Annotated in this window: 28 protein-coding genes and 1 tRNA gene; 14 read left to right on the top strand and 15 right to left on the bottom strand. The window is 36.8% G+C overall.

The genetic code is table 11. From position 1 onward, the window contains the following. Positions 1-99 precede the first annotated feature (99 nt). From M902_RS14550 to M902_RS14530, 5 genes are all read right to left on the bottom strand, one after another. On the bottom strand, positions 100-618 hold the full coding sequence (locus tag M902_RS14550; RefSeq protein ID WP_021268463.1) for a 4Fe-4S binding protein: 519 nt from the start codon (positions 616-618) through the stop codon (positions 100-102). Then, positions 615-1760: an NADH-quinone oxidoreductase subunit D gene (locus M902_RS14545; protein WP_021268655.1), complete on the bottom strand. Its 1146-nt coding sequence runs from the start codon at positions 1758-1760 to the stop codon at positions 615-617. The genes M902_RS14550 and M902_RS14545 overlap by 4 nt, the downstream gene beginning before the upstream one ends. Before the next feature lie 21 nt (positions 1761-1781). Beyond that, complete coding sequence (locus tag M902_RS14540; RefSeq protein ID WP_021268433.1) at positions 1782-2417, bottom strand: NADH-quinone oxidoreductase subunit C; 636 nt, start codon at positions 2415-2417, stop codon at positions 1782-1784. Continuing rightward, positions 2410-2892, bottom strand: coding sequence for an NADH-quinone oxidoreductase subunit B (locus M902_RS14535; RefSeq protein ID WP_021267887.1), 483 nt, complete (start codon positions 2890-2892; stop codon positions 2410-2412). The genes M902_RS14540 and M902_RS14535 overlap by 8 nt, the downstream gene beginning before the upstream one ends. A 162-nt stretch (positions 2893-3054) precedes the next feature. Next, positions 3055-4011, bottom strand: coding sequence for a hypothetical protein (locus M902_RS14530; protein ID WP_021267797.1), 957 nt, complete (start codon positions 4009-4011; stop codon positions 3055-3057). 168 nt (positions 4012-4179) lie between these two features. Between M902_RS14530 and M902_RS14525 the strand changes: the two genes are divergently transcribed. Then, on the top strand, positions 4180-4755 hold the full coding sequence (locus M902_RS14525) for a superoxide dismutase (protein ID WP_021268518.1): 576 nt from the start codon (positions 4180-4182) through the stop codon (positions 4753-4755). A 16-nt stretch (positions 4756-4771) separates the two neighbouring features. Here M902_RS14525 and M902_RS14520 read toward each other — a convergent pair whose 3' ends face one another. Further along, a complete protein-coding gene (locus M902_RS14520; protein WP_021267884.1) occupies positions 4772-5032 on the bottom strand; it encodes a hypothetical protein in 261 nt (86 codons plus the stop codon). Positions 5033-5135: 103 nt separating this feature from the next. Here M902_RS14520 and M902_RS14515 point away from each other — a divergent pair, with 103 nt between their 5' ends. Continuing rightward, entirely contained in the window at positions 5136-5528 is a 393-nt protein-coding gene (locus tag M902_RS14515; RefSeq protein WP_021268308.1) for a hypothetical protein, read from the top strand. Here M902_RS14515 and M902_RS14510 read toward each other — a convergent pair. From M902_RS14510 to M902_RS14495, 4 genes are read right to left on the bottom strand one after another with little or no spacing between them, the layout of a single operon-like run. Continuing rightward, positions 5518-6063 (bottom strand): hypothetical protein, encoded by a 546-nt coding sequence (locus M902_RS14510; protein ID WP_021268460.1) that lies wholly within the window; start codon positions 6061-6063, stop codon positions 5518-5520. The two genes, M902_RS14515 and M902_RS14510, sit on opposite strands and share 11 nt — an antisense overlap. Then, positions 6036-6638, bottom strand: a complete 603-nt coding sequence (gene pdxH, locus M902_RS14505) for a pyridoxamine 5'-phosphate oxidase (RefSeq protein ID WP_021268415.1) — start codon at positions 6636-6638, stop codon at positions 6036-6038. The genes M902_RS14510 and pdxH overlap by 28 nt, the downstream gene beginning before the upstream one ends. Positions 6639-6641: 3 nt before the next feature. Further along, positions 6642-8546: a hypothetical protein gene (locus M902_RS14500; protein ID WP_156979905.1), complete on the bottom strand. Its 1905-nt coding sequence runs from the start codon at positions 8544-8546 to the stop codon at positions 6642-6644. Between the two features lie 42 nt (positions 8547-8588). Continuing rightward, on the bottom strand, positions 8589-9482 hold the full coding sequence (locus tag M902_RS14495; RefSeq protein WP_021267812.1) for a LysR family transcriptional regulator: 894 nt from the start codon (positions 9480-9482) through the stop codon (positions 8589-8591). A gap of 100 nt (positions 9483-9582) precedes the next feature. Between M902_RS14495 and M902_RS14490 the strand changes: the two genes are divergently transcribed. The 4 genes from M902_RS14490 to M902_RS14475 all read left to right on the top strand — a co-directional run bounded on the left by M902_RS14490 (position 9583) and on the right by M902_RS14475 (position 14424). After that, a complete protein-coding gene (locus M902_RS14490; RefSeq protein WP_021268710.1) occupies positions 9583-10140 on the top strand; it encodes a pentapeptide repeat-containing protein in 558 nt (185 codons plus the stop codon). Positions 10141-10326: 186 nt separating this feature from the next. Next, entirely contained in the window at positions 10327-12630 is a 2304-nt protein-coding gene (locus M902_RS14485; protein ID WP_021268017.1) for an RND family transporter, read from the top strand. Positions 12631-12713: 83 nt separating this feature from the next. Next, positions 12714-13697: a lipoyl synthase gene (gene lipA / locus M902_RS14480; RefSeq protein WP_021267958.1), complete on the top strand. Its 984-nt coding sequence runs from the start codon at positions 12714-12716 to the stop codon at positions 13695-13697. Further along, positions 13687-14424 (top strand): lipoyl(octanoyl) transferase, encoded by a 738-nt coding sequence (locus tag M902_RS14475; RefSeq protein ID WP_021268724.1) that lies wholly within the window; start codon positions 13687-13689, stop codon positions 14422-14424. Before lipA ends, M902_RS14475 begins: the two co-directional genes overlap by 11 nt. A gap of 35 nt (positions 14425-14459) precedes the next feature. Here M902_RS14475 and M902_RS14470 read toward each other — a convergent pair whose 3' ends face one another. Continuing rightward, complete coding sequence (locus tag M902_RS14470) at positions 14460-14915, bottom strand: hypothetical protein (RefSeq protein WP_021267783.1); 456 nt, start codon at positions 14913-14915, stop codon at positions 14460-14462. Positions 14916-15056: 141 nt separating this feature from the next. On the opposite strand from M902_RS14470, the gene M902_RS14465 reads away from it, so the two are divergent. From M902_RS14465 to M902_RS14450, 4 genes are all read left to right on the top strand, one after another. Then, positions 15057-15638: an RNA polymerase sigma factor gene (locus M902_RS14465; RefSeq protein ID WP_021268646.1), complete on the top strand. Its 582-nt coding sequence runs from the start codon at positions 15057-15059 to the stop codon at positions 15636-15638. Continuing rightward, positions 15635-15988, top strand: coding sequence for a hypothetical protein (locus tag M902_RS14460; RefSeq protein ID WP_021268004.1), 354 nt, complete (start codon positions 15635-15637; stop codon positions 15986-15988). The genes M902_RS14465 and M902_RS14460 overlap by 4 nt, the downstream gene beginning before the upstream one ends. Before the next feature lie 17 nt (positions 15989-16005). Further along, positions 16006-16389: a DUF2237 family protein gene (locus M902_RS14455; protein WP_021268142.1), complete on the top strand. Its 384-nt coding sequence runs from the start codon at positions 16006-16008 to the stop codon at positions 16387-16389. Positions 16390-16429: 40 nt separating this feature from the next. Then, positions 16430-16506, top strand: a tRNA-Arg gene (locus M902_RS14450). 227 nt (positions 16507-16733) lie between these two features. Here M902_RS14450 and M902_RS14445 read toward each other — a convergent pair. Then, the gene (locus tag M902_RS14445) at positions 16734-17276 is read right to left on the bottom strand and encodes a hypothetical protein (protein WP_021267806.1); all 543 of its coding nucleotides are present in this window, start codon (positions 17274-17276) and stop codon (positions 16734-16736) included. A 226-nt stretch (positions 17277-17502) separates the two neighbouring features. Here M902_RS14445 and M902_RS14440 point away from each other — a divergent pair, with 226 nt between their 5' ends. Together M902_RS14440 and M902_RS14435 are read left to right on the top strand one after the other, a co-directional pair. Then, entirely contained in the window at positions 17503-18702 is a 1200-nt protein-coding gene (locus M902_RS14440) for a lytic murein transglycosylase (RefSeq protein ID WP_156979902.1), read from the top strand. An 84-nt stretch (positions 18703-18786) separates the two neighbouring features. Further along, the gene (locus M902_RS14435) at positions 18787-19554 is read left to right on the top strand and encodes an STAS/SEC14 domain-containing protein (RefSeq protein ID WP_021268154.1); all 768 of its coding nucleotides are present in this window, start codon (positions 18787-18789) and stop codon (positions 19552-19554) included. A 47-nt stretch (positions 19555-19601) separates the two neighbouring features. Here the strand turns inward: M902_RS14435 and M902_RS14430 are convergent, their stop codons facing one another. Beyond that, complete coding sequence (locus tag M902_RS14430) at positions 19602-21827, bottom strand: NADP-dependent isocitrate dehydrogenase (protein ID WP_021268277.1); 2226 nt, start codon at positions 21825-21827, stop codon at positions 19602-19604. Positions 21828-22021: 194 nt separating this feature from the next. Here M902_RS14430 and M902_RS14425 point away from each other — a divergent pair, with 194 nt between their 5' ends. After that, positions 22022-22927, top strand: coding sequence for a DUF6607 family protein (locus tag M902_RS14425; RefSeq protein WP_021268266.1), 906 nt, complete (start codon positions 22022-22024; stop codon positions 22925-22927). 94 nt (positions 22928-23021) lie between these two features. Continuing rightward, the gene (locus M902_RS14420) at positions 23022-24143 is read left to right on the top strand and encodes a hypothetical protein (RefSeq protein ID WP_021268679.1); all 1122 of its coding nucleotides are present in this window, start codon (positions 23022-23024) and stop codon (positions 24141-24143) included. Here the strand turns inward: M902_RS14420 and M902_RS14415 are convergent. Further along, a complete protein-coding gene (locus M902_RS14415) occupies positions 24140-25240 on the bottom strand; it encodes a hypothetical protein (RefSeq protein ID WP_021268671.1) in 1101 nt (366 codons plus the stop codon). The genes M902_RS14420 and M902_RS14415 overlap by 4 nt on opposite strands. Next, positions 25233-25580, bottom strand: a complete 348-nt coding sequence (locus tag M902_RS14410; protein WP_040314881.1) for a DUF333 domain-containing protein — start codon at positions 25578-25580, stop codon at positions 25233-25235. Before M902_RS14410 ends, M902_RS14415 begins: the two co-directional genes overlap by 8 nt.

Raw genomic sequence — 25580 nt, 5'->3', positions numbered from 1 at the left:
GCCTGCATAAATGCAGGCTTGTTGAATATAATTTTCTAGCTAAAGTATTAGTGAGCTAGCACCACATCATATCTTGCTTACGCAAGATACTGCGGATGCTTATTTAACAATGCGCTCACGCCATTTTTTAATATCTGGCGCAAGGTAGTCGTACTTCATCTCATCAAGAGTATATTGAGAGAATTCATAGTCTGTCGTGTGAGTTAGACACTCAGTTGGACAAACAGTAGTACAAAGACCACAGTAACAACAAAGGGCAGTATCAATCGTATATTGCATAAGATCTAACTTGATTGGTGTTCCACTCTTTGTTTTAAGAGCTGGAGCATCTTTCTCACGTCTTACTGCTGTAATGTAGATACAATCAACTGGACAAGCAGTTGAACACTGATAACAAGAAATACAGTTTTCTACGTCATTAAATAGACGTGAACGAGAGTTAGCTGGTAGCTCTTCTCTTACTTCTGGATATTCAATTGTTACAGGCTTTACACCATATACATACTTAAAAGTAATCCCTAGACCTTTAGTAACTGTTCTAATTCCAGTCCAGATATTCTTAAACCATTTTCCTAATGTTAGTTGCTCACCTGTTTGGTAAGTTGCTTGAGTGCTCATCGGTCAACCTCTCCTAGTACAATATCAATACTTCCGATCGTAGCAACGAAGTCTGCGATCATTTGACCTTTTCCAAGCTCAGGTAGCATTGAAGTGTGTGTAAAACATGAAGACTTAACTTTAACTCGGTAAGGAGTTTTCCCACCATCTGAAACGATGTGGTAACCAAGTTCTCCACGTGGACACTCAGTTTTTGTATAAATTTCACCTTTTGGAAGCTTAATGATTTTTGGAACTTTCCCCATAACAGGTCCGGCCTCAATTCCATCAAGAGCTTGACGAAGGATTTTAATTGATTCAAAAATTTCAAATACACGTACATAGTAACGATCCCAACAGTCACCAACAGTTCCCATTTCACCTTTACCAGTAACAACATCAAAATCAAATTTTTCGTATAGTCCGTATGGCTTCTTCTTACGAAGATCCCATTCTACACCTGAACCTCTAAGAACAGCACCAGTTGCACCATATTCATAGGCCATTTCAGGAGTAACAATACCAACATTAGCAGTTCTGTTACGGAAGATTGCATTCATACCAACGAGGTCGTGGTACTTCTTCATATTTTCTTCCATCTTAGTACAGAAAGTATCAATACGACGAAGTTGATCATCGTTAATATCATTCCATACACCACCAATCCAAATATAATTATAAAGAAGACGTGCCCCAGAAAGCTCTTCAAAGATTCTTAGGATTTCTTCTCTATCTTGGAATGCATATAAGAAAGGAGTAAAAGCACCAAGGTCAATTGCATATGTACCAAAGTACATTAAGTGTGATGCAATCCTTTGTAGCTCAGCTACAATAACTCTGATGTACTCTGCTCTTTCAGGAACTTCGGTTCCAAGCATCTTTTCAACACCGTGAACATATCCCCATTCCATTCCCATGGCACCTAGGTAGTCCATACGATCAGTGAAAGGAATAATTCCACGATAGTCTAGATTCTCGCTGTGCTTTTCCATACAACGGTGTAAGTAACCAAGGTATGGTGTCGCTTCAACAACGATTTCAGAATCTGTTTTAATCTCAACACGTAAAACCCCGTGAGTGGCAGGGTGCTGAGGCCCCATATTTACTGTCAGTAGATCAGTATGTAAGGCTTCTTGTTCTTGTTTTAATGTATTATCTTCCATTAAAAATATCCTTAAAATTAATTATTTAGCTTCTTCCATCTTCTTATTTAGAGCGGCCTCTAAATCAGCAGAAATCTTTCCATCCCATGAACCAGTGATTTTCTTTGGTTCTGCAGCTTCAACTCTCGCCTTAGCAAAGAACTCGTGATCTGCGATATTCATTTTATGTTCAGGATTAACTTCGAAACCGTGCCAAGCTTTTTGAACTTCGTAATCTTTACGAAGTGGGAAACCTTCCCAATCTTCCGGGCAAAGAATTCTTCTATGATCAGGGTGTCCAACAAATTCAACACCATTCATATCGTAAACTTCTCTTTCTAAGAAGTTAGCAGATTTCCAAACGTCACATACAGAATCAATCTTAGGAACATCATCTTTATTTGTTTTTGGAAGCTTAACTTTAATTATTACATCATCAGAATTTGTAATGAATGAAGCTAGCATATAGTTGACTTCAATTTCACTATCGTAATCAACACCAGATACAACTTGAAGTACGTTGAACTGATATTCAGAACTATCTCTAAGCGCATAGCAAACGTCTTTAATTTTTGAAGCATCAACTAAGATTGGCTTATCACCCGCTTCATTCTCAATTAAAGAGGCATTTGCACCACTAACTTTATCATTAATAAAAGTTACTAATTCATTAAGCATGCTTCACCCACTTATCTTTAAGAAGCCTTTCGTTGGCAACTTTCTTTTGAAGTGTCATTAAACCTTCGATTAGGGCCTCTGGTCTTGGAGGACAACCTGGAACGTAGACGTCAACAGGAACTATCTCATCAACACCCTTTAAAACGTGATAACCGTGTTGCCAGTAAGGCCCACCTTTGTTAGCACATGACCCCATCGAAATAACATATTTCGGCTCGGCCATTTGTTCATAGAGAGTCTTAATTCTTGGGGCCATTTTAAGAGTTACAGTACCTGCAACAATCATTAAGTCCGCACGTCTTGGTGTCGCCATGAAAGCACCACAACCGAATCGTTCTAAGTCATACTTAGCACCACCAGTTGCCATCATTTCAATAGCACAACAAGCTAGACCAAATGTCATTGGCCACAGAGAGTTCTTTCTTCCCCAGTTAAGGAAGTCATCAAGTTTTAATAAAACAACACTATCTTGCATTGCCAGCAATCCTTTTTATAGATGTATAAAATTATGAAATTCTTAGCTTATAAATTACCAATGCTTAGCTTTGTAGTCAATTAAAGCCGAGGAAAAAAGATAGATTTTTGTGCGGAAACCTTGGTGCATAGAGACATTATTGAGTTCAGTCGTCAATAAAATTTAGTCTAAATATGAACGACATCTAGCATTAAATTTAGATTCTACCTGAGCTACTTTCTTATTTGTACTTGCAATGGAGCGGCTTTGACTCTCTTTTAGGTAGGTCATACGCTTAAGATCATTTTGACATACCTTAGTCATGATCGTTTCAAACTCCTCAATAACAGCTACTGGGTACGGCTTAGACCAGGCAGAAGAGATGAGGCTAGAGTCTTCGCTCGAGCTATGCTCAACTATTTCATGAGAGATACCTAATTTGTTTACCGCATGCTTAAACTGATCATAATGTACACCTAGCTTATAAAATTCCTTTAATGCAAGCTCCCTTGAGAACTCCTCTCCATTTAAAATATTTAAGCACTGCGGAGAGATTGATTTTAGGCCATATATTTCACGTCCAATCCGACATTCAACTAAAAAAGCATCAACTTCACCGCCCTTGCCCTGAATCGTATCACTCAAGAAAGTAGAAATAGAGAAGTCACTTAAATAAGGATTAAATGGCTTCTTATAGATATAGTGAGTTAACTCATGAATTAGATCTAGTACCGCATTCTTTGTTGAATGAGACTTATCAATATAAACCTTAGACCTTGTTTCAAAGCGCACACTTTCGGGAGAACTTGGATTAAACTTTCTCACAAGGGTCGTATCCGTTACTGAAGCATCACCACTATCAATAACATCTTCAAGACGCTTGCGATCCTTAGCGGCCCTTAAGCGTGCTTTATCAATTAACTGAATCCCAAGCTTTGAGGTTGAGACGATTTCAATTAATTGTTCAATGCTACCCTCTTGAGTCGAGCTCAGCTTGCGCCAATTTCCACCATACTTGTCAGTAGCCGAGTGAATTACTCCACCACGTTGTCCCCAGCTGCTCGCATTTACATTAAATGCCACAAGGCAAATAATTAATATTGATAGAGTAAATGTAGGTAGCTGACGTCGAAAATGCATTAACTTAAAGTCGACATCTGGGCAAAATTCTTGAGTAAAATTTGAGGAGAATTTCAAAAGGGCAAAATTAATTTCTATAACTTAATGCGTTTTGCACTTAAAGAACAAACGCATTAGAATGGAGCTGTTCAAAAAACAATATAAGAATCTAGAATTAAGGAGAAAAGAATGGAACATAAACTTCCAGAACTACCATGGGCAAAGGATGCTCTAGCACCTCATATCTCAGCTGAAACAATTGAGTACCACTACGGAAAGCACCACAATGCATACGTAACAAAGCTAAACGCTGCGATTCCAGGTACAGAATTCGAAAATATGACTCTTGAAGAAATCATCATGAAGTCAACTGGTGGCCTATTCAACAATGCTGCTCAAGTATGGAATCACACTTTTTACTGGAACTGTCTTGCTCCAAACGCAGGTGGTGAGGCAACTGGTGCAGTAGCTGACGCTATTAATGCAAAATGGGGATCATTTGATAAGTTCAAAGAAGAATTCTCTAATTCAGCAGCAACTAACTTTGCTTCTGGTTGGACTTGGCTAGTTAAAACTAAGGGTGGAGAACTAGAGATCGTTAACACTGACGATGCACAAACTCCAATGACTGATGGTCACACTGCTCTAATGACAATTGACGTATGGGAACACGCTTACTACGTTGATTACAGAAACGCTCGTCCTTCATATATCGAAGCTTTCTGGAAGCTAGTTAACTGGGACTTCGTTAACTCAAATCTTTAATAAAACGAAAGGCCTCTTATGAGGCCTTTTTTTCTTCTTCTTCTTCGATATAACCTAAAACTTTAACTTCAAAACCAAACTGCTTCTCTCTTCTTAAGAGCTTGAAACGTGACTTATCTTTTGTTGGATGCAGATGCTTGATCTGCCCTAACGTTTCCTGCAACAGTTTTGCCGATTCAATTGAATGGCACTGGATTTTATATTGATCCCCTTTCCTCTGTTCAACAGGTAAAAGGTAGAACTCATCTTCAAATAAATTTACATCGATCAAAAACATTCTATTCCCCAAAGTATAAGTACTTATTATTTCGGATGTTTTCGAAAAATATTAATGATTTTTTTTATTATGTCGATAGGTACATAGAATAATGGAGATATTTATGAAAAAAATTATTGTCGCTAACTTACTTGTTCTAATCGCTTTCACAATTAAAGCTGGACGTGAATATAAAGATCAAGATGCAATTCAATTTGAAAAAAGTCTAAATGCTCAAATTAGTCAGGCAGTAGAGATCGCTAACCTAAGACAACAAGTTGCGTATCAGAAAGAAAAAATTCAAGGTATAAAAAATGAGTACCAAACGGCACTCAACAATATGCAAAGCCTTGTCTCTGCAAACCAGCAGGCCAAGCAACATATCTACTCTCTTAAAACAGATAACGACAAACTTGCGAAAGTTCTCGACAGGAACGGTCTTGTAACACCAGAACTAGCAAAGTACATCACAAGAGAAAGCGGAAGACTTCCAGCGAGTAAGGATTCTAAAAAGTAAGAAAGCTATAAACGATAGAGATATCAAACTGAAAAAGAGAAAATATCTCTTTTCCAGAGTAGTAATTCATATCTGTACGAACTCTTAATTGATCCGAAAAAGGGATATTAAATCCCATACCTAAAATCACAGAATTATATGTTCGATTCACAAGTCCTGTAAGCGTTTGTCCATTGTAAACAGAAGAACTTCCTTCAACCATCGTCCAATGTCCTCCAAGATTCATATCAAGCCACTCTTCTGGTGAGATACGAAGCATAAAGCCGAATTGATTAGTATCGAGATCAATCTTAAAGCCTTGATGATCATTAGAAAGTGTTCCTGTTCTAAAGAAGCCCTCAAGGGCAAGGGCACCAAACTTCATTCCAATATTTGCAGAAGGAAAGATGGCGGTTGCTCCATTGTAATAATCTGTTTCAGAGATAACACCACTTAGTGATGCCCCACCTCCAGCATATAACTCGGAAGCATTTCCCCTAGAGGTAAAAACTAAAAGAATAAATAAAATTATGGATAGAGTCTTAGAGATTGCCACTCATTACCTTTTTTAATAAATTGAAAGCGATCATTTAAACGGAACTCACCGTAAATGAAGAATGTTATTTCTTTAATGTCGACTAAATAGCCACCCCAATTCTCAGGATACGGAACCTCTTCTTTATAACGCTCAAGTCCTTCGTTATATTCTCGCACTAACCTTTCACGATCGACAACAGGTGAAGACTGATCAGAAATAGAGCTAGCAACCTGACTCTCATGAGCACGAGATTGAAAATAGTTTCTTGATACTTCAGCATCACATTTTGAAATTGAGCCTCTAATTCTGACTTGTCTTCCAAGACGATGCCAATAAAACGTCATGGCCACGCTAGGATTTGCAGTTATTTCCTGGGCCTTTACAGAATTATAGTTAGTAAAAAATAGTGGCCTATTATCGACAACTTCCTTTAAGAGAAGGGTTCTAGCATTTGGTTGCCCTAACTCATCAACTGTAGAAAGAATGAATGCCGGCCCATTTTCTTCCTTGGCCACTGCCTCTTTAAACCATGTCTCAAAAATCTCAACAGGAGATTCTTTATAGTCACCTAAAAATTCTTTGTAATCACTCACACCCTACTCCGTAATAATTTGAAAGTCTCTTTTTGAGTCGTGAAAGTCGCGGTTAATATCGAGGATTTCATAATAAACCTTAGGAAACTCGTGTTCTCCATAATTAAAATGTACTGGTTGAGTACGGTTACCTAGAATATCTAATTTAAAAAACATTAAACTTGATAAATCATCAATAGGAACAAGGCTTTGCACAACTCGATAGAAATACTTTCGAAAACTATTCTTGTCGATGTTATCAATCACCTTTTCAAGTTTTATATAAATATTTTCGACATCCGAATTGAGAATTCGACGGATTCTTTTAGCAACATGGCGCGTATGGGCCCTTTGCCAGAAAAAGACCTTACTGATAAAGTGCCTCCCACTACGATTTTGTGAAATAACACGATAGCCACGATCTTTTTTAATCTTATTTACTTCATCGATAATACGATCTAGAGATACATTTTTTATATATTCAAATATCTCTTTTTTTAAAACAAGACGATATTTAACTTCTGTTGTGATATTTGTATCGACAGAATCTAGCTCTTTAAAGTCAATTTTAGAAAAAATAAAATTTGGAACTAGCGCCTTAATCTTCTTTCTTGTTGACTTCCATTCACCTTTTGTAAAATATCGATCTTTTCTAATATAATTTGTTCCAAAATCAACAGAAGTTTCAGTTACTCTATCCTTTGGGATAAAAGAAAAGTATGATTCTTCAATCTTATCTTTTCTTTTGTGAATAAGAATATTGAACTCTTCACTATATTTATAAACTTTATTAGGAAAGAAGTACTCGCCAACATCAGGTCCGTTTAAAATCGAGATATTATTTTTATAATAAGTCCAATTGTAATTAACATCACTAATGAAGATTCCTAGCTTGAACCCTCGACGCTTGAATTTATACTCATTAAAACCTTGAAATAATAACTTTACCCCTGTCCCAAATGTAGCGATCTCATTTGCTAAACTAAAGTCAGAAACAAGTTTTTCTTCAATATACTTACGACCTGTATATTGACCAATCATCTTATCCGTATCTAATTTGTACTTAGGTTTAATTATTCGATCAAAGGCTTCCCTTGCATGAGGTAGGCTTAGGTCGAAGATGTAGTCAAGAACGTATTGCTCTCCAATTCCTCGTCCTAAGTTATACTCTAATAATTTTAGCCGGAAGTTCTTAGAAACAAAGTCTGGTGTATTTATCTTTTCTACAAGTGCAACAAAGAAGTCACTCTTTACCTTTGCGCCAGTTTTTGCTTCCGTAGAAGTTCTTGTTACAATTTTTAGACGAACCTTACTTTCGTCCATGCGATAAATATTAATATTGTAATTTCCACTTGTAATGACATTGGCAAAAGCGCTGGCATCGATAATATCCCCGTAACCATACGCTGCACTGACTCCAAAGTTCAGTGTCATCTGGGCCGGGATACTGACAAAGTCCCCTACTGCCAATCTCTTGAGTGTACTTTCAGCATTATAAGGAAGCTTATTAATTGAATATGGAATTGCAAGAATTGCTTTCTTTTGATCATCGAAGTGGCGAATAAAAGTAACTCGGTCATTTTTAGAAAATGTTAAGTTAATTGGCGTCACGCTATCAATATATGAGCCAGGGTTTACGTGACGATTGAAACTCCACTCATCAACGCGAGCAAATTTCCCTTTCAAATATGAAGGAGTCATCTCATAACCGTATTTTAGTCCGACACCAACACCTTTGAGCTTATCCCAGTCAAGTAACTTTACAGTTGTTGATAAGTTGAGGTTAGCAATCTCTCTAACAATAATGTCTTTAATCTTTCCATCTTTAAGAAAACCAATATCTTCGGCCCTAGTCTCAGTGGATAAATAAAGAGAAACAGAGACAAGAATTGTCATTATAATGGATCTAATAAGGGAAATTTTTTTCATCGACAAATGCTAACTAGTTTTAAACAGGTCGGCAATTAGAAATTAATGTAGATTTAGCTGATTAGCATCTGCATCAATCATCAATAAATCTTTTAACTTTCTAGCAAAGAGTAAGTTTTCATTTTTCTTTTTAAGGATTGCATATGTTGGAACACCAATATCATGCTGTGGACCTAGACAATACAACTCCTGAAAAATCGACTCATTGCCAATTGCAGCAAGAACTATTTCCCCTCTCTGGGCCAATGTCGATAAGTAATAAAGGTGCTCGCTGAAGAATGCTTCCTTTAGGTAAACCTTCTGTTCTTTTAGAACTTGCTTTGCATTAACAATCATCTTCTCATCTGACGAAAGGAAACCGACCGGAAGTTTTTTTACTAATCTTTCAAATGGTAAATCGCGGTACTTCGCTGCAACAGTAGTGTTTACATAGAAGCGAAGCTGGGTTTGCGCAACAAGATAATTTTCATATAGCTCGTTAGAGAGCTTCTTATCACTAATGGCAACATCCACAGTATCATTCTCAAGGTAGTACATTGTTTGAGAGAAATTCTTTGAGCGCTTTGTAATGGTATGACCAAAGTCGCTATATGCAGAATAATAATCCGCTAATACCGCAGCGATATTCGGCGACTCAAGATGAGACTCAATTGAAAAGGTCACATCATAACCACCGTCATCATGAGGTGTTAAATTATCAACAAGACGCATCCCATTGGAGAAAACACCCTTAGCATGAGAATAAACCTCCTCACCTTTTTTTGTTAAAACGATCTCTCTAACCTTCCTTTCGAAAAGCTGCACGCCGTAATTTTGCTCAAACTTTTTGATCTGTTCACTGACGGTTGACGAAGCAAGACCCATTTTTTCAGCGGCCTTCTTAACGGACTTGTGCTTTGCAGCTTCATAAAAACAATAGAGATGATTCCAATTCATAAGGACACAATAGTTCGGAAATTCCGAATTTACAAACAATTGACTTAATATAGCTAAATAAAATCGCTACTATCTTTCTAGTTTTACAAAGAGGATGGATATGACAACGCAAAACACGATGTTTACAGCAATCAAAAAACAAAATGAGAATCGTATCAACCTAAGGAATGTTGATAACTTACGATTAATCAGTGCCTCTAAGCTTGAGAAGAGTTCCTTCGATAACTCGATGCTAGATAAAATTAATATTCGTCACTCTGACTTAAATGAGAGTGACCTTAGAAAGTGTAATATCAAATACGCAAAGCACAATAACTCAAACTATGAGGGAGCTGACTTTACTTGGTCGAACCTTGCAAAGAATCGTTTTAAAAGAATCAATCTAAAGGACGTGAGCTTAGAGTGCACCAATTTAGAAGATAGTACATTTGATGAGTGTGATCTTGCAGCGACAAGTTTTAGATGGGCAAACCTAAGAGGTGTAACTTTCAAAAACTGCAACCTTATTGGTTGCGACTTTTCTAATGTTGATTTAACTGGAACTATCTTTATCAACTGTAACCTTAAAGGTGCTAGATTTAATATCAATACAAAAATGCCATTCTTAAGAGAGAATGCCATTTCTAAGTTAGGAATGGATTTCATTGGAATCCAATAAAGCCTAGTTTTAGACAAACGCTCTAGCTTACAATGTTCGTTCTCGAACACGTTAAGAGTATCGACACTATTTTGCTAGAGCGTCTACATCAATCAAGTATTTCTTATAATCTTTCCCCAAAATTCTTAGCTTTTCTTTATAAAACTTAATATAGTATTAAGGCAAACTTCAAAGGAAATTGATTATATGAAACGTGTCCACTCACTTGCAGAAAGAGTCTCTAAGTATATCGTCGATCATACTAAAACCTGTCTTCTAATTTCATTTATCTTCTTAATTGCCCTAAGTTCAGGCCTACCGAAAATTCATGCTAACTACTCAGTTAAGGGTTGGCTAATGGATCATGACCAACGCTTATTAGATCTTAAAGAGCACGAAGGAATCTTTGGAAGTTCAGATACAATTGACATAATGGTCTACAAAGAAGATGGCCTCTTTGATGAAAATACGATTAAAACAATTCAAGATATCACTCAAGACTTGTGGCAAATTAAGCATATTGTACGCGTTGAAAGTTTAACGAATCACAATTCAATTGAATCAGAGGATGATGATATTTTCATTACACCTTTCTTAGATGAAGAAGTTGAATTAACTACAGAGAACTTAAAGCTAAAAGAAAAACTTGCCACGAACGATCGACAGCTTGTTAACTCAACAATTTCGAAATCTGGTCGTTTCACTTATATCAGGGCATTCCTTGATACTTTCGAAGGAACACCACCATATGATCAAGTCGTTATAGATACAGAAAAACTCCTTGAAAAATATAATAAGGCCGAAGGAATAAAGTTCTATCTCGGAGGTATCTCTTTTATCAATGAGTCACTTCAAAGAGCATCAGATCGAGACATGATGGTTGTCTTTCCTATCGTTGTAGGGGTTCTCTCTCTCATTCTCTTCTTATTTTTTAGAAACCTTCTAGGTATCGTTCTTCCATTCTCTCTCGTTGGCCTCGCAATTATTACAACATTTGGAATCGAAGGACATTTAGGAATAGAGCTATCGAGTATTATTGCGGCACTTCCGGCCATCTTAATTGCAATTGGCCTTGCAGACTCAATTCACATTTTAATCACCTATAGGCACTTCTATATTTTCGATCGCATGAATGAGCACGATGCAGCTATTGCAGCTCTAAAGAAGAACTTTATTCCAACGCTACTGACAACACTAACAACTGCGATTGGATTCTTCTCTCTTACTTCTACTGATATTAAGCCAATTTATAATCTAGGGATTCTTTCTGGGATTGGGACTTGTGTAGCGTGGTTCTACACTTATTTCTTCCTAGGAGCACTTCTTACAAAAGTTCATTTTAAAGTTGGAGACCGTGACGATAAATTCCATGCATTCGATGGTATCTTCATGTTTGCAGAAAAGTACAAAGTTATCATTAATATCGTGACTCCAATAATCACAATTACTTCAATTTACTTTGGGATGCAAAATTATATTAATGCTGACCCTATTGAGTACTTTGACGAAGGAACTCCAGTTAAGAAGGCCTTCAATATGGTTAGAAAGGAATTTGGCGGCTCTAGAATGATTGAACTTGTTTTTGACTCAGAAAAGCCTGAAGGTGTAAAAGACCCAGCATTCTTAAAGAAGTCAGAAGAGCTAGTTCAATGGATGCTTAAAGACGAGAAGATTATTCGAGTTAGTTCAATTCTAGATATTGTAAAACAAATGAATAAAACTCTTCATAGTGATAATGAGGAATTCTATGCTATTCCTGAAACTCGTCGAGCGGTAGCAGACCAACTTTTTCTCTATACCCTGGGGTTACCGCAAGGTCTTGATCTCAAAAATCAGCTATCACTTGATAATCGTCGCTTCCGAGTCCTCGTTATGTGGGATGTAAATGACTCAACAGCGGCCATCGCTAAAACGGATAAAATCTTAAAAAAGGCCGATGAAATTGGTATTAAGATATATGAGGCGGGACAATCTCCGATCTACAATCGAGTTAACGACCTTGTTGTAAATACTCTTTTGACTTCAATGAGTATTTCACTACCAATTATCTTTCTCATTATTTTATTTGTTTTCAAAGACCTTAAGCTTGCTCTACTCTCCCTTATTCCAAACGTCTTTCCACTATCAGTGGCAGCGGGGATTATGTACTTTGCAGGAGATGAGTTAAATATTGGTAACGTTATCGTCTTTGCAGTGTGTTTGGGTATTGCTGTTGATGATACCATCCACTTCATATCAAATTACAAACTCAAGGTTCTTCAAGGAATGAGCGGTCATGATGCGCTTGCATCGACAATGCATCAAACAGGTAAGGCCCTAGCACTAACAACAACAATGCTAACAATTGCCTTTGGACTCTTTTACTTAGGTGACTTTGTTCCAAACCAGAAATTTGGCGTTTACTGTTCAGTGATCCTAACTCTTGCCCTAGTTGCAGATTTAGTAATCTTGCCTGCCGCATTACTAAGTTTAAATAGCTCAAAAGTTGAAGCTGACGCCGCTAAGGTGTAGAAATTTCATAGATTCTCAGTATATGTCTTAACTTACGAGCTTTAAATTGCTATAAGCAAAGACATATTTTGAGGATTATATAAATGACTGATAACCAAGTAAATCAAATGGATTACGAAGAATCTCGTAAAAAAATTCAAGAAAAGAAAGCACGTCTTAATGTTGGAAAGAAACAAGAGGCGCGCAATCTAGAAAGAAAGCCCGAATGGTTGAGAAATAAAATCCCAACTGGTGATAACTTCAATGAAGTCAGAAAAGAATTAAGAGAAAAACAACTTTTTACAGTTTGTGAAGAAGCAAGCTGTCCAAATATGTCAGAGTGTTGGTCAGCAAAGACGGCAACGATGATGATCCTAGGAGGAACTTGTACACGTGCATGTAAATTCTGTCACGTTGATACAGGAAACCCAAAAGGCATTGTAGACTTCAATGAAATCGATAATGCGGCCAAGATGGTCGAAACAATGTCTCTAAAGTATCTTGTTGTAACAAGCGTTGATCGTGACGACCTCCTTGACTTTGGTGCTGGACACTTCGCCAACGTTGTTAAAAGAATTAATAAGGACTACCCTGATACACTTGTTGAAGTTCTAATTCCGGACTTCAATGCTGTCCAAGAACATATGCACACATTAGCAAAGAGTAATCCTTTTGTTATTGCTCAAAATATTGAAACAGTAAAAAGGCTAACTCATGATGTTCGAGATCGTCGTGCGGGCTATGAAAAAACTTTAAACTGTTTAAAATTCTATAAAGAAAATTATCCACATATTTCAACTAAGACTTCACTCATGCTAGGGCTTGGTGAAACTCATGAAGAAATTCTAGAGACACTTAAAGACCTTAGAGAAGTTGGTTGTGACATCGTAACTTTTGGTCAATATATGCGCCCGACAATGAGGCATTTAAAAGTTGAGCGCTACTATAGGCCACAAGAGTTTGATCGCTATAAAGAAATTGCTTATGAAATAGGCTTTGAATTCGTCGCTTCTGGACCAATGGTAAGAAGTAGTTACAAGGCGGCAGACTACCTTGATCACCTAAGGGCAAAAGGTCATGACGTTTAACGATTTAATTAACAAGCTTGAAATCAAGAACTATATTCTTGAATCTAAGAACCAAACTCATATATTTCAAAAAGACAATTGGGACTATCTTGAAGCTCTAGCTTTTCAAGAAGAGGCCAATGAATATATCTATGATAATCCAGAGCAGAAAATTTATATTATCACTTCTCACCCAGAAGTCTTCACAATGGGAAGAGGCCTGCAAAGAAATCAAATTGAAGAACATGGTTTAGTTGACTTTGACCAGGCCCTTGTGGATAAGATCGATGTTCCAGTAGTCGAAATCAAGCGCGGTGGCGGTCTAACTTTCCACCACCCTGGACAGGTTATTGTTTATCCAATTGTAAATATTGCTCAACAAAAACTAAGAACAATAGAACTTATCAATAGCCTTTTTAAAAGTGCTGTAAATGCTATCACTATAAGCGACAACACAATTAAAAACCTTGACTTTGATAGGCCACTCCTTGGTCTTTGGCATGGAGAAAAGAAAGTTGCATCAATGGGTGTTCAGCTTAAAAAATTTGTCTCAATGCATGGGATGGCGCTAAATGTTTATCCATCAGAAAAAATGAATAAGGCCTTAATGATGACTTTTCCATGCGGCCTCCCCGGAGATATTTACAATACCCTAGTAAATATTTCTTCGGATAATCTCAATACGAATCATAAAGAATATCGTATGAGGTTTATTAATCAATTAGTTCAAGAAATATACAAAAATTAAAAAAGGCCTCGAAAGGCCCCTTTTTTATATTTAGATTACTTTCTACTATAAGACTTAATTTTCTCTTTAAACTTCTTCCTTTCTGCTTTCATCTCTTCATAGAATTCTTTCTTCATGCTTTTTATAGCCTCTCGCTGATCCTCATGACGTAGCTTTTTCATACTCCTTCTAAATTCTTTACTCTTTTCTTTGATTTGTTTTCTAATTTTCTTATTCTCTTCTTTCTTACCGAATTGTAACTTCTTTTTAAGAACATGAATCTCATCTAAATGCTTAAGCATTTGAGTTTCATTATCTTTTAAATACTTCTCTTTTTGTGAAAAGACTTTCTTTTCAAATGCAACCTTCTTCTTATGTTGACTGTCTTGAAATTTTGCAAATTCATTTTCTAGCTTTTTAAGTTCCCCTTTAGAGAGCTTTGAAAAATCACCATCAGCAAGTGAAGAAAAAGCTAATAAAAAAGTTAAAATCATAATCGAAAGTGTTTTCATCATTTTCTCCTATTTATCTAGTTAACTGTTATACTATTCTTATAAAAAAAAGTTTCACACGCCAGTAACTAGTGGAAATTATAGTATATTATTAAGGGTGAAACCTTTGATACCAATATTCGTATAATAGGTATGCGTGTAATGAAGAATTTTATCTGGTCAAATTCGCTATCAAAACTAGGCTCATCAGACCTGATGGAAGTCGTTGCAAAAAATGATGATCACCAGGCGTTCGAGGCCCTTTATCAAAGATTGAGTTCTAAGTTATATCAATTCGTTTATTATATTCTCTTAGACGAACAAAAGGCACAAGAGATTGTTCACGATGCTTTTTTAACTTTATATGACAAAAGAAAAATGTATCGGAAGGAATATCAGGTATCGACTTGGCTTTGGACAATTGCACGAAATAAAAGTTATGACTACCTCAAAAAAATTAAGGAACAAAGTATTCCAGATGAAAGTGTGATCGTAAATATTGAAGACGATCAATTATCTGCTTTAGAAAAACTTATTGATGAAGTGAATTCAGAGGTCATCATTGAGGCCATCTCAATACTTCCTTCAATGCAAAGGCAGGCCATCACCCTTTGGATGCATGATTGCTCAGGCGATGAAATCGCAGAAATCCTAGGAAAATCAAGGCAAGCGATAAAGAACTTAATTAATCGCGCTAAGTTGAGATTAAAAGAAACACTAGAAAATAAAATGGAGTCTTTATGAAAGATTCAATTAATGAGAAGAATATTAAAACAAAATTAAAATCAAAGGCGGCTATTAATCCGCCTAAAGAGATGAAGGCAGTATTCAAAACAAAGTTTGAAGACCATCTTAAACTTAAGCAAAAGAAAAAAAAGCAATGGCTAAGTATTGCGCTTGCTAGTGCCACTTTTTGTCTTACTCTCGTTCTTGCCCTGAATGTAAGTCAACCTTCTAATACAACAAGCAATGTTAAGGATTATTTAGCCTATATTGAAAGCAATTTTTCAAATGATAACCATGTCTTAGAAAGTCTTGATGAAGTTAACACCCTCTCATATAATGACATTGATACTGAATACAGTGATTATTAAAGAACGAAGGAAAATTTGTGACAAGTGAAAGCAACGCCCATTTAAATGTACTAGGAACTCCCCTACAGATGTGCGGGTGTACACCAATGACAGGCTTTTGGCGTGATGGTTTTTGTCGCACAGATATCAATGACAGAGGAATGCATACAGTTTGCTGTATTGTCACAGAAGAATTTCTTGAGTTCTCTAGAGAGGATGGTAATGACCTCTCAACTCCAATGCCACAATTTCAATTTGCAGGATTAAAACCAGGGGATCGTTGGTGCCTTTGCGCAGGCAGATGGCTTACGGCGTATAAGGCCGGAAAAGCCTGCCCAATTATCCTGGAAGCTTGCCATGAGGAAACGATAGCAGTTGTTCCAATGCAATTTCTAACAGAAATGGCCTATAACAAAGCTTAGGCTTTACTGGCCCGCAGATACCGAATATAATATATCGAATGCGGCCGTAGTTCAGTTGGATAGAACGTCAGACTTCGGATCTGAATGTCGGGGGTTCGAGTCCTCCCGGCCGCGCCACTATCAAGTTCTGGTACGCGGATACTTTTCGCAAGTTCAAGTACTTAACTTCGCATTTGATAATAATAAATCAAAAATAAGTGCAAATAAGATTGATATTGACCTAAAAACTAAAAAGAACAGAGCGCATCTGTTCTTTTAGAAGAAAAACTATTAAATATTTGAGAAAAATTGAATACGTGTAAGCTTAAGTAGCTAAAACTGCGAAAAGTGTCCGCGTACCTCGCTTAAAATTTTCGGCCAAAATTACATTCAACATAAGTCGAGTCTTCTGGACTATGGTTCTCATTACTCCAAGCATGGTGAACACTTTTAGCAACACCACAACCAAAGAACATTGTCTTATCTGAGTTATACTTTATCAGTGAGAACATATTTTCTTTCTCTAGAAGGCCATCGTCATTTCCCAAGTCTGCAACTTCCTCTCGTTGATACTCTAAATAAAGACTGCGTGAATCATCAAGTGCAACACGAACTCTTGCACCATATGGAATATGCAAAGACTTATCGTTAGCATTTAAGTATCGAATGGCGCGAACCCCTGCATATGCTTCAACTTCAAAAAGCTCATCTTCACTTTGATAGCCCACGGCCCCAGTAATATCACTTGGAATAATTGGAATACTTAATCTTACGTTGTAATAAAGACCTGACTCGTCATATCTTTCTTCAACATCTTGAATAGCTTGGGCCTCTAGGTTGAGATCAAGCTCGTTTGCAAATGAAGAAAATGAGCAAATAAGTGCAGTGGCCAACATAAGTTTTTTCATCTTTATTCTCCTAAAAGGGATCAGTATTTTTTATCATTTGAATAAAAATAAGTTATCACTTAATAAATCTACTCTTTGATAATTTGAAAATGTTTCTATAAGGCCCAAAGTTTAGACACCTAACTACAATGAGTAATCAGGTAGTTAAGGTACTAAATAATAAAAAAATCTAACAATAGACCCATCGCGTCTTCAAATAGAGAACCCTAGCGTGTACCTTCATCCAATGAAGAAACTAATCACAATAACGCTATTGGCAATTAATATTTTTGCCACATCAACTACTCCAACAACAGAGTTTAATGACTGGCTAAATGAACTAAAAATTGAGCTTAATCAGGAGCATGGCTTCTCATACGCCCTACTCGATGACGCCTTTGAAGGTGTCACATTTAACGATGATGTTATTAATTATGACCGTAGGCAGCCTGAGTTTGTTATGAGTGTCGGAAGATACTTAGACATTGTAATTAGTAAGGCAAGAATTGAAAAAGGCCAAAGGTATCAGGCCGAGCTAGAAGATATCTTTCTTGATATTAGGGATGACTATAAGTTTCAAGACCGTTTTCTTTTATCGTTCTGGGCCCTTGAAACAAACTTTTCTTCGATAACAGGTAAGCTTGATATTATTCGCTCTCTTGCAACTCTTTCATACGATGGGCGTCGATCGGCATTCTTTAAAAGAGAACTCATCAACGCACTTACGATGCTTCAAAGAGGAATTTATACATACCCAACTAAACGCATGCAAGGCTCATGGGCCGGAGCAATGGGCTCAACTCAATTTATGCCTTCAACAATGCTGGCCTACGCTATTGATTACGATAAGGATGGCCACATTAATATGTGGGAAAGTCGTCGTGATTTTCTTGGCTCGTCGGCCAACTTCTTATCATCAGTTGGTTGGAAGGGAGATGAAAGCTGGGGACATGAAATTGAACTTCCAAGTGACTTCGACTATTTCCATAGTGGCCTAAAGTATAAAGAAGACCTACAGTACTGGATTGATCGTGGAATCACCTTAAGAGGCGGAACTCAGCTCCCATACACAAGTGGAAAAACAGCAATCTATCTACCACAAGGGGCCAATGGACCTGCGTTTATTGTATATCCAAACTTCTTTACGATCTTTAAATGGAATAACTCTGAAAAATATGCTCTTGGAATAGGTGTTCTATCTGATTTAATCGCCAAGCGTGGTGATTACTTTGACAAATTCAACTTGAACGAAGAATCATTCATGTCTTTTGAGATGGCAAAGAAGATTCAAGCAAAGCTAAATGAGCTAGGTTTTGAAGCTGGCCCAGTTGATGGGATACCGGGAAAACAAACTACTGCTGCAATTCAACGATTCCAAGTATCTCAAGGGATCACTCCAGATGGTTACTTAACCAAAGAGCTGGCCGATCAAATTCTTCTAAAATAAATAAAATCTTAAGTTTAAATATTACACTCCTCTCCGATGAAGTAATCACTATCTCAGTTAAAGCTTCACCGGAAAGGAGAATATATGCTAAAAGTGATGAAAGGTTTACAAAAGGGAATCGTCGGAATAGAGGGAGCTGGCCGCATTACTAAAGATGATTATATTAATGTGCTTGAACCAATCCTTGATAAGGCCTTAAGAAAAGAAGAGAAAGTAGGTATTCTTTTTTACTTAAATGAAACCTATGAAGGCTATACACCAGGTGCAGTCTTTGAAGATACGGCCATGGGCCTAAAGTATTTTAACGTCATGAAAAGATGTGCCGTTGTGACAGACAGTGCTCTTATCACAGGAGCAGTAAAGTTATTTGCTCCAATTATTCCAATTGATTTTAAGTCTTACAATATAGACGAGCTAGACGTTGCCAAAGACTGGCTTATGCGAGAAGTTGAATCAGATATCGAATTTCATTTTGATAAGAATGACAATATCCTCACTCTAACATCTTCTCATCCCCTACGAGTTAATGACTTTGAAAAAATTCAAAATCTTCTCAATCAAGTTTACAAAGAAACTAAAATCATTTCTGGTATTATTGTAAACTCAGAACAATTTCCAGGCTGGGATGATCTAAGATCACTGCTTAGACATTTTGAATTCCTTAAAGAGAACCGCAAACACATTGAAAAAGTCGGCATTTGTACTAGTAATAAGTTAATTCGAAGCTCAGCCTCTGTTGTCAGTGATCATTTAGATAGTGTTGATGTTGCAGTCTTTGAATACGGCGCGATTAACGAAGCACGGAATTGGCTGAGAAATATTGAATCGAAAGATGAGATGCGTGCCGTATAAATAAAGGCCCTCTTTTTAGAGGGCCTTCTTATTAGTGATTGATTTTATTAAAGTGAATCAATAACTGTGTTGAAAGTAGATGAAGGTCTCATTGCCTTTGCAACTAATTCAAGATTTGGATGATAGTATCCACCCATATCAACAGCACCACCTTGAGCACTATTTAATTCTTCAACAATCTTCGCTTCATTTTCAACTAGATTTGAAGCAACTGGAGTGAAAATTTCTTTTAACTCAGCATCATCATTTTGATCAGCAAGAGCTTTTGCCCAGTACTGAGCTAGAAAGTAGTGAGAACCTCTATTATCAAGCTCACCTACTTTTCTTGAAGGTGATTTATCATTCTTTAGGAATGCAGTATTTGCTTCATCAAGAGTTTTAGCAAGAACCTTCGCTTTTGTATTTCCAGTTTTAATTGCAAGATCTTCAAGAGAAACACCAAGTGCTAAAAACTCTCCAAGAGAGTCCCATCTTAAGTGATTCTCAGCAGTGAATTGCTGAACGTGCTTAGGAGCAGATCCACCTGCACCAGTTTCAAATAATCCACCACCTGCAAGAAGAGGAACAATTGAAAGCATCTTTGCAGAAGTTCCAAGCTCAAGGATTGGGAAAAGGTCTGTAAGATAGTCACGAAGAACGTTACCTGTTACAGAAATAGTATCCTCACCCTTAATGATTCTCTCCATTGAGTAACGGATTGCTTTTACAGGATCAAGGATCTTGATCTCAAGTCCAGTTGTATCGTGATCTTTTAGGTATTCGTTTACTTTTGTAATTAAGTTCGCATCGTGGCCACGATTCTCATCAAGCCAGAATACTGCTGGAGTATTTGTTAGACGAGCGCGTGTTACACCAAGCTTAACCCAGTCACGTACTGCAACGTCTTTTGTTTGACACATTCTCCAAATATCACCCTCTGAAACCTCGTGAGTAAATACAGTGTTACCTTCTGAATCAGTAACCTCTACAACTCCTGCCGCTGGGATTTTAAAAGTCTTATCGTGTGAACCATACTCTTCAGCTTTCTTTGCCATAAGACCAACATTAGGAACAGTTCCCATTGTCTTTGGATCAAAAGCACCATTTTCTTTACAGAAAGTAATAACTTCTTGATACATCTGAGCATAACTTCTATCTGGGATACAGAATTTAGTATCTTCAGTTTTATTATCTTTATTCCACATTTGTCCCGAAGTTCTAATTGCCGCAGGCATTGAAGCATCGATAATAACATCAGATGGTACGTGAAGATTTGTGATTCCTTTATCTGAATCAACCATTGCTAGACGAGGCCCATTTTCGATTGCTAGATCTAGTGCACCTTCGATCTCTGCTTTCTTCTCAGCAGGAAGACCAGAAAGCTTTGAGTAAACTGAACCAAGACCATTTGCTGAGTTAACACCAAGCTCTTTGAACTCAGCTGCATATTTTTCAAATACATCTTTGAAGTAAACTTCTACACAGTGACCAAACATAATTGGATCACTTACTTTCATCATTGTTGCTTTTAAGTGAACAGAAAAAAGAATGTCCTTCTCTTTTGCGTCAGCGATATTCTTAGCGAAGTATTCTCTAAGAGCTTTAGCACTCATAACACCAGCGTCAATGATTTCATCTTTAAGAAGAGAAACCTTTTCTTTAAGAACAACTTCTGATCCATCGTTTTGCTTTAATATGATTTTTACATCTGTAGCATTAGACATGATTGCTGATTTTTCAGAACCATAAAAGTCATTTGCGTCCATATGAGCAACATGTGACTTTGAGTCACTCTTCCACTCACCCATTCTATGTGGGTTTGCTTTTGCGTATTCTTTTACAGGTCCTGCAACTCGACGATCAGAATTACCTTCACGAAGAACTGGATTTACAGCTGAACCAAGAACTTTAGCATAGCGAGCTTGGATATCTTTTTCTTCATCAGTTGATGGCGAATCAGGATAATTAGGAACCTTAAAACCGTGGTCTTGAAGTTCTTTGATTGCAGCTGAAAGCTGAGGAATTGATGCTGAGATATTTGGTAGCTTAATGATATTAGCTTCAGCTTTTTTTGCTAGCTCACCTAAGTACGCTAGATCGTCTGATTGCTTTTGTTCATCTGAAAGGAATTCAGGAAAATGAGCAAGAATTCTTCCAGCAAGTGAGATATCACGAGTTGTAACATCGATCCCTGCATGCTTTGTAAAAGCTTTAACGATTGGAAGAAGAGACTGAGTCGCTAGCGCTGGTGCTTCATCAGTAATAGTGTAAATGATCTTTGAATTGTCTGACATTTTACATCCCGTGTTATGTGTTTAAAGAAATTTATAAAACGCCCTATTCTATAATAAAACCAATAACTTCGTCCATTGGCTGCGCATCACAGAAAAGAAATTCAAATTATTTGGCCCAATTTAGTTTGACAAGTCATACACGAGTTCTAATAATCAATCACTATTTACACGCAACCATTTTCGGGGGAGAAAATATGAAATTTCTAGTACTTCTTGCGCTTGCTCTTCCAGCATTTGCAGGATTAACAATCGACAAGAGTAAAGATATCCAAGAGATCAAAAAGATGACTGGATGCTATGCAATTAAATTTCAATCAGCTGAAACATTTGCTTATAGCAATGATTACGATTTTTACGATCGTTACGCTTCAGGTGCGCTAGAGTGGATCTTCGTTGATTCTGAAAATGAAGATATGGTTAACTTACAACATATCTTAGTTACTCCACATGCTATCGTTAAGCACTGGAGACAGCAGTGGGACTGGGAAGCGACAAATGCACTAGACTATAGAGGATTTAGTAATTGGGATAATAAGGCCGTAAAGAACCCACAAGGAAATTGGGTCCAAAGAGTTTATCAAGTTGATGACTCTCCAAGATATGAGTGTTCTGCTCCTTGGATTCATACAGACAAGACTTCTTACTGGGAGTGTACAGCAAACGCTCCTCTTCCAAGAAGAGAATTCTCTAAGCGAAGTGACTACAATGTTCTTAGAAGAACGAATCGCCATGAGCAAACTTCTTACGGGCATGTTCACGATCAAGACAATATCAAATTAGATATGCTTGAGAATGGGATGGAGCTTAAGTTAGCAATGGAAAAAAGTTATAACACTTATGAGAAAGTTGCAGACAGTCGTTGTCAGCCAGCAATTGACTGGTGGAAATCACACAAGTACTTTTGGCGTGATGTTGTAAAAGTTTGGGATAAGGAACTTTACTCAGAAGACTCAGTGAAGATTGACTTTAAGAAGACAGGTGCGCCTCTATGGGCAAGACTATTTGAGTTGGATGATCAAATGAGTTCAAGACCTGCTTACGACTCAAAAGAGTCGACTCAAAAAATAAAAACAATTATCCAAAACCACATTCTAAGATAGAAATACCAGGGCCTCTTAAACGAGGCCCAATTCTGGCATCCCAATTGCTTTTATATAGGTAGATATAATTTAAACTTAACAATTATAGGCACTTATGAAAAAGCATCTGTTATTTTTATTTACACTTTGTACACTTTCTACACAGGCAAAGATCTATTATGCACCTGATGGCTCTCAATATGAGCTAAGTAAATGCCAAAAAGAATGTATGGAAAAGCTCGCTCAAGAGATGCCAACACGTGTACTTCAAATTGTTGAGGGTTCTCGCTATAGAGATTTTCTACTACGTCAGACGCTTTCAAAATATTTAGAAAAGGAAAATATCAATTATTTCGACAAACTCTACAAAGACTCAGCATATAAAGACTCTTGGGTATTGAAAAAGCGTCACGCTACGGAGATGAGCATTAGCTTAAAAGACTTTAGTGAAGATCAGAAGTTAACGGCCGCTATCGACTATATAAAGAACAATCCTGACAAAGCAAAAGAGAACTATAACCTTATTACTGAATTAGGACAATTAGTTGCCGCTAAGAATAAATCAGAATATGGTATCTCTAGTTCAGAAAAAGAACTACTTAATGAACTCGACAAGCAAAATAAAATCAACTTAAGTGAGCTTATCCAAGATCTCACATACTATGACACGACAAAAATGAACGGTCTCTACGACCTACTTTCTTTTGAGAAAAAACAAAATGTTATCTGTCAGCATATCGACGAAGAAGTAGCGAGTTTTTCGGAATATATGACAGAGGATTGCAGAGAGTATGATGAATGCGTTCAGCTAACAGAGTCATCGATTTCTTCTATAAAGGAGAACTTTAAAGAATATCTAACCTATACCTGCGACGGAAGTTCCCTTAGCGACAATATTGATAATATTAGAGAACATGCGAAAGAAACTCTTTCTTACATGTTTCCAGATATCGTTGCAAAGCAAGGTTACAAAACAATGATGGATGAATGCTATGATTGTGGTATTACAAAAACAGAAGACTATATTATCGATATACGCATTGTTAAAGAGGCCAATAAGTTTTTTAAGGTAACAAAGAGATGGACACAGGGTTGTGACGAATTAGAGCGAGAGAGTTTATTTTATAATATGGAAAAAAGAGCTTTAAGAAAGTTAAGAAAACATCCAAACCTTAAAATTAATGATGCTCAAACAAAGAGTTCGACATGTAGAGTACGATTGGATGCTAATAATTAATCTTCAGTATATGTAACGAGCTGGTTGCCTAAATCTAAGTAAGCCTTAAAAAGGGAGTCCTCGTTTACCCAACCATTATCATTAAAAACTTCAAAGTTTTTTCCCCAACTATTGTGGACACGGTATTGATTTCGACATTTGTTTTTATCATCACAAATCTTTCGAAATCCACTTAGTAAATAAGCATGGCCTCCACAATAACGTTTCCTCTGCTCCTTTGGACACATTTCCATATACTTAATGGAAGGGTCATTGCAATAACGAGTCCAAGTACAACTCGATATTGCGGCAGACTTATCTTTTTCAAAAAGTTCAGTCATTTTATTTCTAAATTTTTCAACATCGCTAATACGTTCTTGTTTAAATCCAATTGGCGCTAGCTTAATCTGACTTTTGTCTTCCTGACACTTCTTCGGAATAAGTACTTCATTTAAAAACTCTTCAAAAGCATTTATTGAAGTGATCTTTGTTGCTGCACGAGAAAGGCTTTCCAACATACTTGAGCTAAAAGGAAAGAAGTCCTTAAAAAAATCTTCTGTGCATTTATTACAAACACCGTCTTTTAAAGAACTATCCTTAACCTGATGATATATTTCATTGATTGCAAGTAACTGAGGATAATTGACTATTCGAAAATCATTATCTGGATTGTTATAATTTTCAATTTGTTGATAAGGGGCGCACTCTTCTTTTGCAAATTTAAGACTTACTTTCTCACCTTTTGTTAAAGCATCAATAACTTGAGAAAGGTTACCACCGTTAAGTCCAAGAAATTCACTTTGGTCACCTGACTTTAGTTGAGTTTTTCCTAGAACATCTAAAACAGAGATTTGATCGTCTTTTGTACAATTACCACTTTTTAAGCATGACTGATCCATTAAAGAAGTCATGGCAAATAAATAACATGTCCCAAACCCATCTTGATCGCGAACAATCGGGTTCGTTTTTACTTCTACTTTATTAACAACTTTTTCACTTCCCATTGGAGGGAGGTATTGATAGGCGCTATGTTCATACTCTTTCCAACGCATATCTTCAGTGATCACTAAAGAAAAAGCAGGAAGAGAGAGCATAAGAATAATTAGTAATTTAATCATGGATTAAACTCCAAGCACTCTTTAAGCTTCCATCAGAAAAAAGGCAAAAGCCATACTGATTATTATCCTTATCTTTTAAAATCTTATACTGACTATTTTTAAATTCCTTGCAGGCCTTTGATCCAGGATGTCCAGTAAGCCCACTTCCTTCCCTAGGCGCAACCTTCGCATTGAGGCATAAATTAGAACTTAAACATTCTTTATTCATTAGAGAGTTATTCCTTCCCTTATAAATTTTCACTTCTCTAAATTCGCCCTTCTTAAAAATTTTCATTACCTGAAAGTCTCTTTCAACAGCGAATGTAATGAGTGGTATTAGAGAGATCAATACTATTTTCAC

Origin of the sequence: Bacteriovorax sp. BAL6_X (genome assembly GCF_000443995.1) — a bacterium.
GTDB lineage: Bacteria > Bdellovibrionota > Bacteriovoracia > Bacteriovoracales > Bacteriovoracaceae > Halobacteriovorax_A.
This window is presented reverse-complemented; position numbering and strand designations above follow the sequence as displayed.